General features: G+C 65.2%; 13 protein-coding genes and 1 pseudogene. 4 read left to right on the plus strand and 10 right to left on the minus strand.

The annotated features are described in order from the left end of the window. Positions 1–23 precede the first annotated feature (23 nt). A complete protein-coding gene (locus ACLBYD_RS10410) occupies positions 24–812 on the minus strand; it encodes an aspartate/glutamate racemase family protein (protein ID WP_447816367.1) in 789 nt (262 codons plus the stop codon). Positions 813–1,363: 551 nt separating this feature from the next. Between ACLBYD_RS10410 and ACLBYD_RS10415 the strand changes: the two genes are divergently transcribed. Together ACLBYD_RS10415 and ACLBYD_RS10420 are read left to right on the plus strand one after the other, a co-directional pair. Continuing rightward, a complete protein-coding gene (locus ACLBYD_RS10415; RefSeq protein ID WP_447816368.1) occupies positions 1,364–2,431 on the plus strand; it encodes a hypothetical protein in 1,068 nt (355 codons plus the stop codon). A 173-nt stretch (positions 2,432–2,604) separates the two neighbouring features. Next, on the plus strand, positions 2,605–6,081 hold the full coding sequence (locus ACLBYD_RS10420) for an indolepyruvate ferredoxin oxidoreductase family protein (protein WP_447816369.1): 3,477 nt from the start codon (positions 2,605–2,607) through the stop codon (positions 6,079–6,081). Between the two features lie 75 nt (positions 6,082–6,156). On the opposite strand, the gene ACLBYD_RS10425 is transcribed toward ACLBYD_RS10420, so the two are convergent. Beyond that, entirely contained in the window at positions 6,157–6,705 is a 549-nt protein-coding gene (locus tag ACLBYD_RS10425; RefSeq protein ID WP_447816370.1) for an RraA family protein, read from the minus strand. A 328-nt stretch (positions 6,706–7,033) separates the two neighbouring features. On the opposite strand from ACLBYD_RS10425, the gene ACLBYD_RS10430 reads away from it, so the two are divergent. Next, on the plus strand, positions 7,034–7,519 hold the full coding sequence (locus tag ACLBYD_RS10430) for an Lrp/AsnC family transcriptional regulator (protein WP_447816371.1): 486 nt from the start codon (positions 7,034–7,036) through the stop codon (positions 7,517–7,519). A gap of 25 nt (positions 7,520–7,544) precedes the next feature. Here the strand turns inward: ACLBYD_RS10430 and leuD are convergent, their stop codons facing one another. The 6 genes and pseudogenes from leuD to ACLBYD_RS10460 all read right to left on the minus strand — a co-directional run bounded on the left by leuD (position 7,545) and on the right by ACLBYD_RS10460 (position 13,173). Then, the gene (leuD, locus tag ACLBYD_RS10435) at positions 7,545–8,141 is read right to left on the minus strand and encodes a 3-isopropylmalate dehydratase small subunit (protein WP_006552134.1); all 597 of its coding nucleotides are present in this window, start codon (positions 8,139–8,141) and stop codon (positions 7,545–7,547) included. Between the two features lie 29 nt (positions 8,142–8,170). After that, positions 8,171–9,571: a 3-isopropylmalate dehydratase large subunit gene (gene leuC, locus ACLBYD_RS10440; RefSeq protein ID WP_006552133.1), complete on the minus strand. Its 1,401-nt coding sequence runs from the start codon at positions 9,569–9,571 to the stop codon at positions 8,171–8,173. A 56-nt stretch (positions 9,572–9,627) separates the two neighbouring features. Continuing rightward, positions 9,628–10,977 (minus strand): 2-hydroxycarboxylate transporter family protein, encoded by a 1,350-nt coding sequence (locus ACLBYD_RS10445; protein ID WP_039958044.1) that lies wholly within the window; start codon positions 10,975–10,977, stop codon positions 9,628–9,630. A gap of 210 nt (positions 10,978–11,187) precedes the next feature. Continuing rightward, a pseudogene (locus ACLBYD_RS10450) lies at positions 11,188–11,916 on the minus strand (DJ-1/PfpI family protein). A gap of 73 nt (positions 11,917–11,989) precedes the next feature. Continuing rightward, the gene (locus tag ACLBYD_RS10455; RefSeq protein WP_447816372.1) at positions 11,990–12,430 is read right to left on the minus strand and encodes a VOC family protein; all 441 of its coding nucleotides are present in this window, start codon (positions 12,428–12,430) and stop codon (positions 11,990–11,992) included. A gap of 146 nt (positions 12,431–12,576) precedes the next feature. Continuing rightward, positions 12,577–13,173 carry a hypothetical protein gene (locus tag ACLBYD_RS10460; protein WP_006552128.1) on the minus strand — a complete coding sequence of 199 codons (597 nt, stop codon included), beginning with the start codon at positions 13,171–13,173 and terminating at the stop codon, positions 12,577–12,579. Between the two features lie 80 nt (positions 13,174–13,253). Between ACLBYD_RS10460 and ACLBYD_RS10465 the strand changes: the two genes are divergently transcribed. Next, positions 13,254–13,424 carry a hypothetical protein gene (locus ACLBYD_RS10465; RefSeq protein WP_447816373.1) on the plus strand — a complete coding sequence of 57 codons (171 nt, stop codon included), beginning with the start codon at positions 13,254–13,256 and terminating at the stop codon, positions 13,422–13,424. Between the two features lie 24 nt (positions 13,425–13,448). On the opposite strand, the gene ACLBYD_RS10470 is transcribed toward ACLBYD_RS10465, so the two are convergent. Beyond that, positions 13,449–14,702 carry an acyl-CoA dehydrogenase family protein gene (locus tag ACLBYD_RS10470; protein ID WP_006552126.1) on the minus strand — a complete coding sequence of 418 codons (1,254 nt, stop codon included), beginning with the start codon at positions 14,700–14,702 and terminating at the stop codon, positions 13,449–13,451. Between the two features lie 57 nt (positions 14,703–14,759). After that, positions 14,760–15,722, minus strand: a complete 963-nt coding sequence (locus tag ACLBYD_RS10475) for a helix-turn-helix domain-containing protein (protein ID WP_447816374.1) — start codon at positions 15,720–15,722, stop codon at positions 14,760–14,762. Positions 15,723–15,795: the final 73 nt, after the last annotated feature.

Genomic DNA, 15,795 nt, shown 5'->3' on the forward strand with positions numbered 1-15,795 from the left:
GACCCACCGTGGCTACCTGCCTCTTATCGCCGGAACTGTCCGCCGCGCCAGGTCGGCAGGTCGCGCGTTCCGAGTGCCACTTCGAGGGCCGCCTGTCCGGACAGTCGTGTCGAGTCCAGTACCGGTAACGGTGAGTCGTCCGGGGAGACCAGAAGTGGGATCTCGGTGCACACCAGCGCGACCGCGTCGCACCCGGAGTCCGCGAGTCTGCCGATGAGGTCAACGAAGGACGTCCGCGTCTCGTCCCGGAAGATGCCGTGCACCAGTTCGTCGAAGATCGCCGCGTGTACCAGGTTCTGGTCGCCGCCTGTCGGGATGACGGCCTCGATTCCCCGTGCCGCCAGTTCGCGGGGATACAGAGGGCCCTGCATGGTGAACCGCGTTCCCAGGATGCCGACGCGTCGGTGCCCGGCACGCTGCTCTGCGTCGGCCACGATGTCGATCAGGTGCAGCCCGGGAATCGTGAGTGAATCACCGGGTGCTTCAAGCGCGAGAGGAGCGGTGTTGTCCGGGCACACGAGAAGTCGCAGCCGGCCCGGGCCAGACGATCGACGCTGGTTGCAAGCACGGCGCGCACCGCTTCGTAGTCCCCGCGCTCCCACGCGGGCATGCAGTGCTCGAAGGAGATGCAGTCCATGGTGACGTCCGGATGTGCCGGATGCCCGAGACGGTTGCTGTGCTGACACACCTCGCGCCAGCACAACGAGGCACCTTCCCAGCTGTGGCCCAGGATGCCGACATGTTTCACCCCTGCACCCCCTCTGTCCTGCGCCTGTGGTCGCTCTCCGTGTGACGAGCGGGAGAGCGACCACGGTGGTGACGGATCAGGATCCGGACGACGATCCGGTCTCGATCAGCTGCGTGATGACAGCGACGAGAACATCCGCGAGGAACGTTACTGCAGAGCCCATTCGATTACCTCTTCTCTTCGGTGTGCGGGTACGCGCGCTCGGCCGAGCGCAGACTGCCCAGCGCTGCAATGTGTTTTATCGCATCCGCCGGCCGAGGCAGACAGTAGACAACTCCTGCCCCGCACACTCGGTGACCGGCACCACAGTCGAGGGTCCTCCTCCCTCGGCAGCCTTCCCGGTCCCCAATCCGAGGGGTGCACAGTTTTCGACCCGCGCGCGTGTCTGGTCGTCATAAGTGGGGATTATGACGATCAGTGCTCACACTCGATCGTGGACACAATCGAGTGGTTTCTACCAAGTTCGTCGTTACGAAACCCGCACTCCTACAGTGATAACCAGTTCAAGGCGTTTCATATCGTTTCGTTTCATCACGTTATTCTTGTTAATTACGTAATTAAATACGATACGATACCTGCGACCTGCGATTTCGACATGCCACGACGAGGACATCCATGACCGACGCACACTCCCCCACCCCCGAAGCGACCACCGACGAGGACGACTCAGGCAAGCCCCGGGTGGGACGCCCCCGGAAGTACGCCACCGCGGCCGACCGTGTGCGCGCTTATCGCGAACGCGAACGCGCCAAGAAGGAAGCGGCCGGCATGGCCCCATCGGTCGTCGAGAGCCCGGACGATGCGGTCTCCGCGCTCACGGCCGCCACCACCGCACTACGCGCCCTGGCCACCAACACCGTCGAGCAGTACTCCGCGATCGCCGAACGGATCACCACCGCGGTCGACAAGCTCACCGACGCCGAGGCCCTCGAGGCGCAGATGACGCGGTCCGCCGCCGAACTAGCGAAGGTCAAAGCCGACGCCGACGCGAAGATCGTCCGGCTACGCGAACAACTCGCCCAGGCACTCGAGGACCGCGACAACGCCGACGCCGCAGTGGCCGCCGTCGACGCCGAGCTCACCGACGCTCGTACCGCACACACCGAACAGGTGCGCAGACTCGAAGAGGCGCATCACGCCGAGCTGACGCGCCTGAAGGACGAGCACGCCGCAACACTGCAGCGATGGAAGGACGAGTTCGAGGCTGCAACCGCCGAGCACACACGGACCGTCGGCGACCTGCGTGCGACGATCGTCCAGCAGGACGAGTCCCTCACCTCACAGCGACGGGAACTCGACGACGCGGCTGCCCAGCGTGAGCGCGCGACCGTCGAGATCACCGATCTGCGAGCCGAGATCGCGCGCCTGCAGGCCGCGCTCGACCGGGAGGTCGCGACCCGCGAGCGCCTCGATACCGAGCTCACCACCGAGCGCGACCGCACCTCCGAGCTACGGAGCCGACTCGAGGAATCGCGCATCACCGCCGCGACGGCCCAGGCGGCCGAGACCGCGGCGCGAGCGCGCGGCGACGAACTGCGGGCCGAACTGTCGGCACTGCGTGAGGAGATCACCGCCCTGCGCGACGAGACGAAGACGCTTCAAGCCGAGAACCTCGCCCTCAGAGCCGAAACGACCTCGTTGCGAGGCGAGCTCGAAGGATTCCGACGACCGAAGAGGGGTTGACACGCTTTCCCGCAGTGGGCCAGTTGCCGGACCAACATGTAACCCGCGTAGCCCGAATGAACCATTGGTATCGAATTTTGCCGACTTCTTGACCACTATTCCGCCCAACGCAAGCCTGATCGGTACCAATGTCGAAGCGGTGCGCCGGTGTGCGGGAAAGTGGGACTGCTGTTGTGACCCAACTGAACGATGTCGCGCGAGCGACTGACCGAACAGATCTGTCGGAGCGGTACCGGACGTCGTCAGGGCCGGTGTTGATAACCGGTGTGCAGTCGATTGCCCGGCTGCTGGTCGAACAGCACGAACGCGATCGACGCGTCGGAAAACGTATCGCTACATTCGTTTCCGGCTACCAGGGGAGCCCGCTGGCGGGTCTGGATCGGTTGCTGGCGAGCATCCCGGCGCTCGCATCCGAGCACGACGTGCGTTTGGTTCCCGGGATGAACGAAGAGTTGGCAGCGACGTCGGTGTGGGGTAGTCAGCTCGAACTGCCCAAAGGCGAGCGCACCCACGACGGGATCCTCGGCGTCTGGTACGGCAAGGGACCCGGGTTGGATCGTGCCAGTGACGCGCTACGACATGCCGCGATGTACGGCGCGCACCCTGCCGGAGGTGCACTTGCCCTGGTCGGCGATGACCCGGCAGCGAAATCGTCGTCGGTGCCGGCCGCGAGCGAACGGTCGCTGGCGGCGCTGTCGATGCCGATCTTCTTCCCGCGCAACGCCGAAGAGATCATCGCATTCGGCCTCCACGCTGTCGCATTGTCCCGTGCGTCGGGCTGCTGGCCCGCACTGAAACTCGTCGCCGATGTCGCCGACGGTCTGTGGACGCTCGATCGCGACTTCACGGAATTCCCCATCACCGTCCCGGACCTGGAGTGGGAGGGTCGACCCTGGACGTATCGGCAGCGGGTCCTCGCGGCCCCGCCGGACAGTGTGCTCGCCGAAGCGGACCTGTACGGACCACGGTGGGCGATGGTCGAAGCGTTCAACGCTGCCAACGACATCGATCGCATCGAGGTCGATCCCGAGGACGCCTGGCTCGGGATCGTCGCGGTCGGCACCGCATACGACTCGGTCCGCCAGGCCCTGCACGAACTCGGACTCGACGAGACCGATCTGCTACGCGAAGGTATCCGCGTTCTCCGAGTGGGTATGCCCTACCCGCTCGGCACCGACAGAGTCCGTCGCCTCGCCGCCGGGGTCGAGAAGGTGATGGTCGTCGAGGACAAGACCCCCTTCGTCGAATCCCAGGTGAAGGACGCCCTATACGGAAGTGCGACCCCACCGCTGGTGGTCGGCAAGCGCGATGAGGACAACCGCCCGCTCATCCCTGCCGACGGTGAACTGACCGCGGCGCGACTCACCGGTCCCCTACGCAAGGTGCTCCGCGAGCGGATCACAGTGACCACGCCGCCTCCACCTCCTTTGCAACTGACGGTGCTACCGACCAAGCGCACCGCGTACTTCTGCTCCGGTTGTCCGCACAACCGCTCCACCGCCGTACCCGAGGGCTCACTGGCCGGCGGCGGAATCGGCTGTCACACCCTGGTCACCATGTCCTCGCGTACCGATTCGCAGGTCACCGGGTTGACCCAGATGGGCGGGGAGGGCGCGCAATGGATCGGGCAGGCCCCGTACACCGACATCGACCACATTTTCCAGAACGTCGGTGACGGAACCTATTTCCATTCCGGACAGCTCGCCGTGCAGGCCTGCGTGGCCGCAGGGGTGAACATCACCTACAAGATCCTGTACAACGCCGCGGTGGCGATGACCGGCGCTCAGGATGCCGAGGCCGCCCTGACGGTGCCGCAGCTGACCCACAAGCTGAGCTCGGAAGGCGTTGCGAAGATCATCGTCTGCGCGGAAGAACCCGAACGGCACAAGGGTGCGGTCTTCGCCGACGGTGTGCTCCTGTGGAACCGTGACCGCCTCGACGAGGCACAGCGCCTACTGCGCGATACGAAGGGTGTGACCGTACTGATCTACGACCAGCAATGTGCTGCGGAAGCACGCCGCAAACGCAAGCGCGGCACCCTGACCCCGCGCCGCACTCGCGTCGTCATCAACGAAGCGGTCTGCGAGGGATGCGGCGACTGCGGCATCAAGTCGAACTGCCTGTCGGTCCAACCGGTCGACACCGAATTCGGCCGCAAGACCCGCATCGACCAGACCTCGTGCAACACCGACTACAGCTGTCTCGACGGCGAATGCCCGTCCTTCGTCACCGTCGAACTACCCGAGAACCTCTCGTCGCCGAAACGAGAGATTGCTCCGGTCCCGGTCCTCACCGAGCCGGACCTCCCCGCTCCGTCCGGGACCCACAACATCTTCCTGGCCGGGATCGGGGGCACCGGCATCGTGACCGTCAATCAGGTTCTGGGCATGGCGGCACTGCGGTCCGGTCTGCACGTGGAAGGACTCGACCAGACCGGCCTGAGCCAGAAGGCCGGACCGGTGACCTCGCACCTGCGGGTGAGCTCGCAACCCGAGGAGACCTCGAATCGGATCAACCCGTCCTCGGCCGACTGCATCCTCGCATTCGACCTACTCACCGCCGCAGACGCCAAGTACGCCGGCTACGGACACTCCGATCGCACCATCACCGTCGCATCGACGAGCAGAACCCCCACCGGGGACATGGTCTACGACGGATCGATCCTGTACCCGGACAACACAACGCTGATCGAACGTCTCGACGTCTCCAGTCGCCGACTGATCACCTTCGACGCGATCACCGCCGCCGAAATCCTGTTCGGCAACTCCGCCGCGGCGAACTTCCTGCTCGTCGGCGCCGCATACCAGTCCGGCGGACTACCCATTCCCGCGTCCTCGATCGAGGATGCCATCGCACTCAACGGCGTTGCGGTCGAAGCGAACCAGGCAGCCTTCCGATGGGGTCGCGCCGCAGTGTGCGCATCCGAAGCCTTCGCCGCTGCGACCGTCGCGACCACTCGCACTCAGCGCAGCGACGACACCGTCCCGGGCCACCTGATGCAGCGGTCGACCGTCTCCGGGGAGGTGCGCACCACGGTGGAACGACGTGCCGCGCAACTGATGGCATATCAGGGAGAGGCACTCACTGCTCGCTATCTGGATATCGTGCAGACGGTGTGGGATGCGGAAAAGAGTCTCGGGGACCGCACCGATCTCACCGATGCGGTTGCCCGCGGGTTGCACAAGCTGATGGCCTACAAGGACGAGTACGAGGTGGCGCGCATGCTCACCGACCCGGCCTTCCTCGAGGCTGTGCGCACTGAGGTTCCCGGCGCAGGCAACCTCACCTACAAGCTCCATCCCCCGGTGCTCAAAGCGTTGGGGCGGAAGAAGAAGATCGGGCTCGGGCCTCACACCCATGTCGCACTGCGTCTGCTGGCCAAAGGCAAGCATCTTCGGGGCACCGCCTGGGATCCGTTCGGCTATGCGAAGGTACGCCGACTCGAACGCCGCCTCCTCGCACACTACGAACAGATGGTGTTGCGCTCGGCGCGTGAATTGACGCCGAGCACCTACGACACGGCGATCGCCGCAGCCGAGGCAGCTGATCTGGTGCGCGGTTACGAGGACGTCAAGCTCCGGAGCATCGACACCTACCTGGCACGGTTGCGCAGTCTGGGAATCGATACCCCGGAACTGCTCGATCACTGACGGACACCGGACCACATAAGAGGGGCTCGACGCACGGCGNGCCCCTCTTATGTGTCGCGGACAGCCGAGCAGTACTCAGCGGTCGAACGCGCTGACCGGACGGTCCTGCAATTTGTTCAGAAGGTCGGGGATGGACTCGCTCGCCTGCAGCTGGGCGAGCAGTTCCCGTTCGACACGGTCGGCTTCCACACACAGTGCCACCGCGTCGGCCAACCTGGCGGCCGGGATGACTGCAACGCCATCGTCGTCCGCGACGACGATGTCCCCGGGATGGATCAGATGTTCGGCCAGGCGAACCGGTTCACCGATCGACTCGGTGACGTACCGGAAACGGGCGGCGTGCGGGGCCCGCGCCATCGACCAGACCGGCAGACCGCTGTCGACGATGGACACCGAATCGCGCACCGCTCCCCCGACGACGCAGCCGGCCACGCCGGCCAACTGTGCCCAGCGGGCCGAGAGCGCACCGACGACCGCTGTATCGGCCGGAGCGGGACAGTCGAAGACCGCCACGTCCCCGGGCTGGGCGTGGGTGTAGAGGTCTCGGTCGCCGAGGCGGGCACCGAGACCTGCCGTTCTGTTGTCGGTGAGCTCCCCGGCCAGGCGCCGATACCGCAACGTCACTGCAGGCCCGCAGATCCTCTGCCCGCCACGCAGTGGGGCAAGGACACCGGNATCACGGCGCCGGTCCCGAGGTGGTCGAGGGCATCGGCGACCGCACAGGTCACGTCGGCGACCTGGGACAGTGAAGCCAGCAGAGCGGCGCGGTCGCGTCGGACTGTGGGGTCGAGACGGTACGGCTGGGACATGGTGTTGCTCCATTCGTCATGAACTGCGACCGGGCTTCCTTACCCGTCGCGGATGAGCCATTGGTATGTACTGAACAGAGATTGGTGACCGAACGACTCGCTCGAGTGTCGAAGAATGAGCCGATCTCGGGCACAATCAGGGAATGCAGAGGGCCAACAATCTGGACAAGCTCGATCTCGATCTCTTGCAACTGATCGTCGAGGAACCCAAGGCCGGGGTACGCGAGTACGCTCGGCGCCTCAACGTCGCGCGCGGCACCGTGCAGTCTCGCCTCGACAAGTTCGCCCGGGACGGGGTCATCACCAGTTACCGCCCCCAGATGCAGCCGACCGCGCTCGGGTACTCCATCCTGGCCTTCGTACACCTGGACATCGCACAGTCGATGATGGACGCCACGTGCGAGTCCCTGGCCGGCATCCCCGAAGTCCTCGAGGTCAATTCCGTTGCCGGCAAAGGCGATCTGCTCTGCCGGGTGGTGGCGAAGGATCACGAGGACTTCGAACGGGTACTGCAGGAGATCATCGCCGCCGAGGGCGTTCTCCGGACGCAGTCCGAACTTGTGCTCAGCCGGCGTATCGCCCCGCGAATCGTGCCGTTGCTGAAAAAGAGACGGACCGAGACACCCTGAGGGTCCCGGTCCGTCTCGCAGCACCTCAGCGGATCGATGCGGTCGAGGGCAGCGCACGACGACGTTGCTGCTCGTAGCCGGCGATCGTCGCGGCATGGGCGAGGGTCAGATCGATGTGGTCGAGCCCTTCGAGCAACCGCCAGCGCGTGTTGTCGTCGAGGTCGAACGCAGCGACGATCGTCCCTGCACGGACCTCACGCTCGACCAGATCGATGGTGATCTGTCGACCCGGTTCCGCTTCGAGCAGGGTCCAGATCGCTTCGACGGTCTCACTGGGCAGTGTCACGGTGAGCAGACCGTTGGTCAGGGCGTTGCCGCGGAAGATGTCGCCGAACCGGGGTGCGATCACGGCCCGGAAGCCATAGTTCTGCAACGCCCACACCGCGTACTCCCGGGACGATCCGGTACCGAAGTCCCGACCGGCCACCAGAATGGTCGAATCAGCGAAGGACGGGTCGTTGAGGACGAAATCGGGCTCTTCGCGCCAGTCGTGGAAGAGTTTGTCGGAGAACCCGGTCCGGGAACTGTGAGTGAGGAATCGGACGGGGATGATCTGATCGGTGTCGACGTCGGTGCGACGCAGGGGTGCGGCGACGCCGGTGTGCACAGTGAACGGTTGCACGGTAGTCCTCGGAGTCGAAACGGATGGGGTCAGTTCAGGTCGGCAGGTGCCGCCAGGTGGCCGGCCACCGCCGTCGCAGCCGCGACGGCCGGGGAGACGATGTGCGTACGCGAGCCCTTGCCCTGGCGGCCCTCGAAGTTACGGTTGTTCGTCGACGCGGCGCGCTGGCCGGGCCGCAGCCTGTCCTCGTTGAGTGCGGCACACATCGAACACCCGGCGAAGCGCAGTCCCGCCCCGGCAGCCTCGAACACCTCGTCGAGACCTTCGTCGATCGCCTGTCGACGCACTTTCATCGAGCCGGGAACGATCATCAACTCCACTCCGGGCGCGACCTTGCGACCGTCGAGGACCCGAGCGACCTCCCGCAGGTCTTCGATACGACTGTTGGTGCACGAACCGATGAACACCACATCGACCGGTAACCCGCGGACCGGCCGCCCTGGGGTGACATCCATGTAGGCCTGCGCGCGTTCCACAGCGGCCCGCTCGACCGGATCCGAGAACTGGTCCGGATGAGGCACCGGATCGCCGAGCGGGGCAGCCTGTGCGGGGGTGGTGCCCCAGGAGACGAACGGGGTCAGCGAGGAGGCATCGATGACGACCTCTTTGTCGAAGATGGCGTCGTCGTCGGTGAACAGGGTGCGCCAGTAGGACACCTCGTCATCCCATGCGGCTCCGGTCGGAGCGGCCGGACGGCCACGCAGATACTCGAAGGTCTTCTCATCGGGAGCGATCATGCCGGCACGAGAGCCGGCTTCGACGGACATGTTGCACACCGTCATCCGTCCCTCCATGGACAGCTCTTCGATGGCCTGCCCCCGATATTCGATGATGTGCCCCTGCCCGCCGGCGGTGCCGACCCGGGCGATGATCGCGAGAATCAGGTCTTTTGCCGTCACGCCCTCGGGCAGCGATCCGTTCACGGTCACGGCCATGTTCTTCAACCGCGTCATCGGCAGCGTCTGCGTGGCCAGCACATGCTCGACCTGACTTGTACCGATCCCGAAGGCCAGGGCACCGAATGCGCCTTGGGTGGCGGTGTGCGAGTCACAGCACACGATCGTCGAACCCGGATGGGACAACCCGAGTTCGGGACCGATGACGTGCACGATGCCCTGATGTTCCTCGCCGAGCCGGAACAATTCGATCCCGAATTCGGCGCAGTTCTTACGCATCAAGGACACCTGCTCGCGGGCCGCGGGGTCGACGATCTCCTTGTCCACAGCCACGGTGGGAGTGTTGTGATCCTCGGTGCCCAGCGTCAGATCGGGGCGCCGCACGGTGCGGCCGCTCGCCCGGAGTCCGTCGAAGGCCTGGGGGGTGTTCACCTCGTGCAGGAGGTGCATGTCGATGTAGAGCAGGTCCGGTTCGTTCTCCCCGCGACGCACCACGTGTGCATCCCACACCTTTTCGGCAAGCGTCTTACCCATGTACGTTCATTCTCCTCATCGAATACGCGCCGACATCGCTCGTCGACTGCGAACAATCAGCCGTAGAAAAAGGCCAGGAATCCCGACGCCGACAGCAGCACCAGTCCACCGCCGAGCCTGGAGGTGATCTGTGCGAACGGCAGGAGATGCATGCGGCGGGTCGTGCCGAGGGTCGCGATATCGCCGGATCCGCCGAGGTCGGTCATACACAGACCGGCTGTGATCGAGGATTCGACGAAGTACAACTTCAGCAGCCACCCGACGAAACCTGCGATCAGAGCCGTGATCAGCACAGTGGCGACCGTGAAGGCGAGATAGGCAGGACGTGAGGCGAGTTCGGCGATCTGCTCGACGTCGATCAGCGACACCCCGATCCCGACCAGCGCTGCCGGGACCCACAACTTCACGACGAACTGGTACCACTCGGTGGTCGACTCCTCGACCTCTCGCGGCAATACACCCGCCAGCTTGATCACTGCAGTGAGCAGGATGACCCAGGCGTAGAGGTGCACCGGCGGAACGACGGCCTGCAGCATGGCGCCCACAAGGTAGATGGCCCCGGTCATCAGAAGTCCGGTACCCAGACCACTGATCGTCAGAGGTCGCTTCTCGGACAACGCGGCGGCCTGCTGCGGGGTTGCTTTCACACGCAGCATCTCGCCGTTGCCGTTGAAGCCGACGAACAACTGTGTGCGGCGACGGGTGAGGTTGGCGTACACCGATGCCAGGGCGATGCACAGCAGGTTGGCGCAGATGATCGGCGGCACGATGCTCGACATGTACTGCTGGGCGTCACCGCCGATCGTGTCCGCGTACATCTGCGACAGCGGGATGGCCCCGCCCGAAATACCACCGGCCATGATCGGAATGGTGACGTCGAGTACGGCGGTTCTGAACCCGAACCCGGTGACCGCGGCAATCGTCCCGATGATCGTGACCACCAGCGCGAACGCCACCACGATCACCGCGCAGAAGCGGCCGCCCGCCTTGATCAGGAAACGCCGGTCCATCCCCAGGATGCTTCCGGCGATGATCGACGCGACCAGGATTTCGACGAATCCGTAACCGGTGAACCAGTCCTTGACGATGGTCGAGAAGCTGTCCGGAACCAGTCCGAAATACACGGCGAGGGCCGGGACGAAGACGCACAACAAGGGGCCGCCGCCGATAGCGGACAATGCCGGCGTGCGGTCGCCGATCCAGAACAGCCCGCAGCCGATGATCATGGCGATGGCCAGGCCGCCGAAGATGTTCTCCGGGAGCGTGCCGGTATAGACAGCAACCAGACCTACCGCGACCAGAGCGAGGTACCACGGCCAGGGCATGGACAGGATCTTCGCGCGATCAGGTCCGTGCCGGGCAGGAACTGTCACCTCTGTACCGGGTACCGCATCTTTGATTTCCACGTTTGCCTCCTGCGCCGCGCCGGCGGGGCTGCGCCGACCACAGAGAATCTTGGGAGTGACTCACATCACTGGCCAGGAACGCTAGCGTTCGCGTGGCCTTGGATTCCAACGGCTGCGGAAAATAAATACCAATGGCACAGTCGATTGCGACTGGTAACGGCCGATAAGGACAACTGGTCCGATCAGCGAAGTTAGAACCGAGCGTTCGATTCAGCGGCGAGCCGAGGACCGACGCCCACGCACTCTTCGGATGACGGCCGACCACGCCAGACGACTTCCCGCGGTCATATTGGAGACGCGAACGGCATCGCGCGTGAGAAGTGCGTTGGCCAGCACTTTCGTATGCCGCGACGCGGAACTTGTGTGACCGCTGCCGAATGGCGGGTCGGGGTCGTACTCGATCATCAGCTGGATCGCCTTCGCGCGTTCCTCCCCCGCGATCCGGGCCGCGAGCGACAGTGCCAGGTCGATACCGGCGGAGACGCCGGCGCAGGTGGCGAGTTCGCCGTCGAAGACCACCCGTTCGTCACCGCACGGCACGGCACCGAACGCACGCAGCGGCGTCAGCGCCTGCCAGTGCGACGCCGCTCGCCGGCCCTCGAGAAGTCCCGCCGCGGCGAGAACCAGCGCCCCGCCGCATACGGAGACGGTCTACGTCGATGTCCGGTGTGTGCTGCGCAGCCATTAGCGGAGACGCTTGTCCTCGGCGGCGACGGCGATGGCTGTCCCCGAGCCGGGTACGAGCACTATGTCCGGGGACGGTGTCTCGTCGAAAGTGTGGGTCGCGCCGAGCGCGAGTACTCCGCTGTCGGTGACGACCGGTCCGGTCTCGTGCCAGACGAAGCGCACGTCCGCCTCGGGGAGATACCGGAGCACTTCGTACGGTCCGACGACATCCAGTGCGGTCAGACCCGGGAAGACGACGACGGCGATCTGCACCCCGGCACCCTAGCAGTCTGCGCACGCATGTACTCAGACTTTCGGTGCCGATCTCCGCGGGCAGGGGCAAGCGTCAACCGAGCTGTTCGAACAGCGAGACGATGATCCCGTCGGGTCCCCGTACGTACGCCATTCGCACACTGTTCTCGTACTCACCGATGCCCCCGACGAGGCCGTATCCCGGCTCGGCGACAGCATCGACGGCAGCTTGGAGGTCGCCGACCTCGAAGGACACATTGCGGATCCCGAGCTCGTTGGGCATCGCCGTCGGCGAGCCGGAAAGATGGTCGGGTGCGATGAACCTCGACAGTTCGAGCCGGGCTCCTCCGTCCGGGGGCCGAAGCATCACGATTTCGCAGTGCGTGCCGGGAAGGCCGCAGACGGTCGCGGGAAAGTCGCCCTGCACAGAGCCGGTGCCTTCGACCTCGAAGCCGAGGCCGACGAAGAACGCCGTCGCGACGTCGAGGTCCGAGACGGTCAGGCCGACATGATCGAAACGTCGTAAGTGTGTCATGGGATCCACCCTTCGATGTTGTCTCGTCCGTTTGCTGCTGGGACGGAGCCGGTGCTCGGATCTCGACATTGTGCGGACTCGGCGCGACCTCGACATCGCACGCGAAGCGGTTCGACGCCGATCGTTCCCGCGACCGCATCGATGAGCTACGACGCGCCCACCGCCCTGCGACGCGCACCTCTGATCCAAGCGGCCCTGACAAGCATCAGCAGGCACAGTCCGATGCCCCATCCGATCTCCGACAACATCACTCCCACTCCCGCCTGACCGGTGTCGTCGGTACTGGCAACCACGCTGAATGCGGTGGTGAACCCTGCTGCCGTGCCGATTGCGGCGGCCAGTCCGCCGCTCACGACCCAGCGGGATCGACGAGCGGAAAGGAAGCACGCCAGCACGACGGTCACTCCACAGGCGATCACCTGCCAGGTGGGGAACTCGTTCGGTGCGGGCAGGCCGGGACCTCGGAACTCGCCGTCGTGCTCGACCGACCAACTCAACCAGCCCGCGCAGGACAAGAATCCGAGTGTGAATGCGGTTGCACCGGTCGCCCACAGGCCGCGTCGGCCGAGACCCACGGGTCGAGCAGCGGTCGGCTCGTGGTCGCTCGACGGACGCCGGACACCGGCACGCTCCCGCTGCCAGGCGACCCACACGATGCTCACGCCGATCAGGGTCGGCACACCCACGAAGATGAGCACGGTCCACAGGAATCGAGCCCAGAAGAAATCGAAACCGGCGGCCATAGGCAGACAATATGTCGAGTGGAGGGAAAGTCCGACGCACGGTCGTGATCGGCCTACGGTGCCCGGCTTACGATCGGACCGTGCACGTCGACGTGTATGGGCTCGACATCGCTTTCGAACGCATCGGGACCGGGCCGGCAGTAGTCCTGGCGCACGGCTTCGTCGATGACGCCCGCTCGACGTGGGGTCACCAGATCGAGGCCCCGAACGACGTCACCCGCGAGCTGCGCCGCTTCCTACGCTCGGTCTAGTCGCCCTTTCTATGAGGAGTGCGGTCACCTCGGGTACTTGCGCAGTTCGTTCTTGGCGATCGTGCGCAGGTGTACTTCGTCGGGCCCGTCGTAGATGCGCATGGCGCGGTGCCAGCCGTACATCGCGGCCAAGGGAACGTCGTCGCTCATACCCGCTCCGCCGTGCACCTGGATCGCCCGGTCGATGACCTCGAGGGTCATGCGCGGCACTGCGACCTTCGCGGCGGACACGTACGGGGCGGCGGCCTTGTTCCCGTGTTCGTCGATGGTCTTGGCCGCAAGACGACACAGCAGCCGGGCCTGTTCGATCGCGACGCGCGATTCGGCGATCTGATGCTGCACGACACCCTGCTCGGCCAGTGTCTTGCCGAAGGCGACACGCCCTTGCGCGCGCGTGGTCATCAGCGCCAGGGCCCGTTCGGCGGCACCGAGTGCGCGCATGCAGTGGTGGATGCGGCCGGGCCCGAGACGTGCCTGCGCCATGGCGAATCCACCACCTTCCTCCCCGAGGAGGTTCTCGGCGGGCACGCGGACGTTGTCGTAGACGACTTCGCAGTGACCGTGCTGGTCGTGTCGTCCGAACACCGGCAGGTCGCGGACGATTGTGACCCCCGGAGTGTCGATCGGCACCAGGATCATGGACTGCTGACGGTGGGTGTCGGCACTCGGATCGGTCTTGCCCATGACGATCAGCAACTTGCAGCGAGGATCCGCGGCGCCACTGGTCCACCACTTGCGACCGTTGATGATGTAGCTGTCGCCGTCGCGCTCGATTCTGGTCTCGATGTTGGTGGCATCGGAGCTGGCCACGGCGATCTCGGTCATCGAGAAGGCGGACCGGATCTCGCCGTCCAGCAGCGGGTCGAGCCACTGCTTCTTCTGATCATCGGTGCCGAACAGGTGGAGCAGTTCCATGTTGCCGGTATCGGGAGCCTGCCCGTTGGTGGCTTCCGGTGCGAGATGCAGGCTCCAACCGGTGATCTCGGCGAGTCCGGCGTAGTCGAGCTGTCCGATGCCGGATTCGGAGGGCAGGAACAGATTCCACAGTCCGCGCTTGCGGGCCTCCTGTTTGAGGGTCTCGATGACGGGCGGGACGGTGTGGTCGTCGGGGCCGACGTTGCGGCGGTAGGCCTCGTATTCGTGTTCGGCGGGGAACACGTGGCTGTGCATGAACTCCACCAGCGCCTGTTCGAGTTCGAGTGCTCTGGGAGACGGTCGAAGATCCAGTGATCCGGTGTTCGTCTGCGCGGTGAGCATGCTGTTGGCAACGTCGGTCATACGGTTTCTCCCTCGAAGGTTCGGTCGGGGACGTCGTGGAATGAGGTCGAGGTTCGGTCAAGGACCGCGGTCGAGGTCTGCGCCTCGGTACTGCATGAGATCGAGGGCGTACTCCACGTAGAGGTTCGCGACTTCCTCCGGGCTCATCCGCCCGCCCGGTCGCCACCAGGTGGGGAGAGCGGTACACATCGAGACCACGGCGCGAGCGGCGTCCTCGGGGTTTCGGACCCGGAACGATCCGGCGCGCACGGCGGCCAGCACCCTCTCGTCCACGACCGCTTGCTGCCAATTCCTCTTGTTGGCGATGATCCGCCGGTTCTCCGTTGTGAGAGAACGCATCTCACTGGCACCGATGAAGCCGAATTCGCGGCGGTGCGTGTGGTACAACGCCAGGTTCTCGACCAGCAATGTGAAGACCGTGACGGGATCTCGGCCGGCCCCCTCGGCGAGTGCGCCGCGCGTGCGCTGCTCCAGATCAGCCATCGCCACCTGATAGATCGTCATCAGGATGTCCTGCTTGCTGGTGAAGTAGTTGTAGATGCCGGGAACCGACAGGCCGCAACGCTTGGAGATCTCGCGCATGCTCGTGCCGTGGTAACCCACGGCGAGAATCTCCTCCAGCGCGGCCTGGACCACGGGCGCGAGCGACAACGGCTCGTACTCACGCCACTGCCGACGCGCTTCGGTCTGCCCGGGTGGGTCCGACCGGGTCGCGACGAGGGTTTCCGGTTCCTCTGTGGGTACTGCGGGTGCCACCCGACCGGCTTCGAGGATTTCCGCCGGCCTCACCCCGAGTGCGTCGGCGATGCGGTTCAAGCGCTCGACGGTCAGTCCGGTCTTGTCGTTCTCGATCTGACTCAGCGTGGCCGGGCTGACCTCGATGCGCTGGGCCAGGCCCCGCAGCGTCATGCCGCGCGCCGTTCGCACCTGACGCAAACCGACCCCGACCGACGCCGACCTGTCGACCGAAACCGCGCTCACCGACAACCCCCGTGTTTGGAATAGCTGAACACTGCCCACACGGCCCTCATCCGTTCCGGGCAGCGTATCCACTTCCACGGCTGCGTCGCAGGCATTTTCGCGAAAATATCGA

The sequence above is a fragment of the Rhodococcus sp. C26F genome, assembly GCF_053345925.1.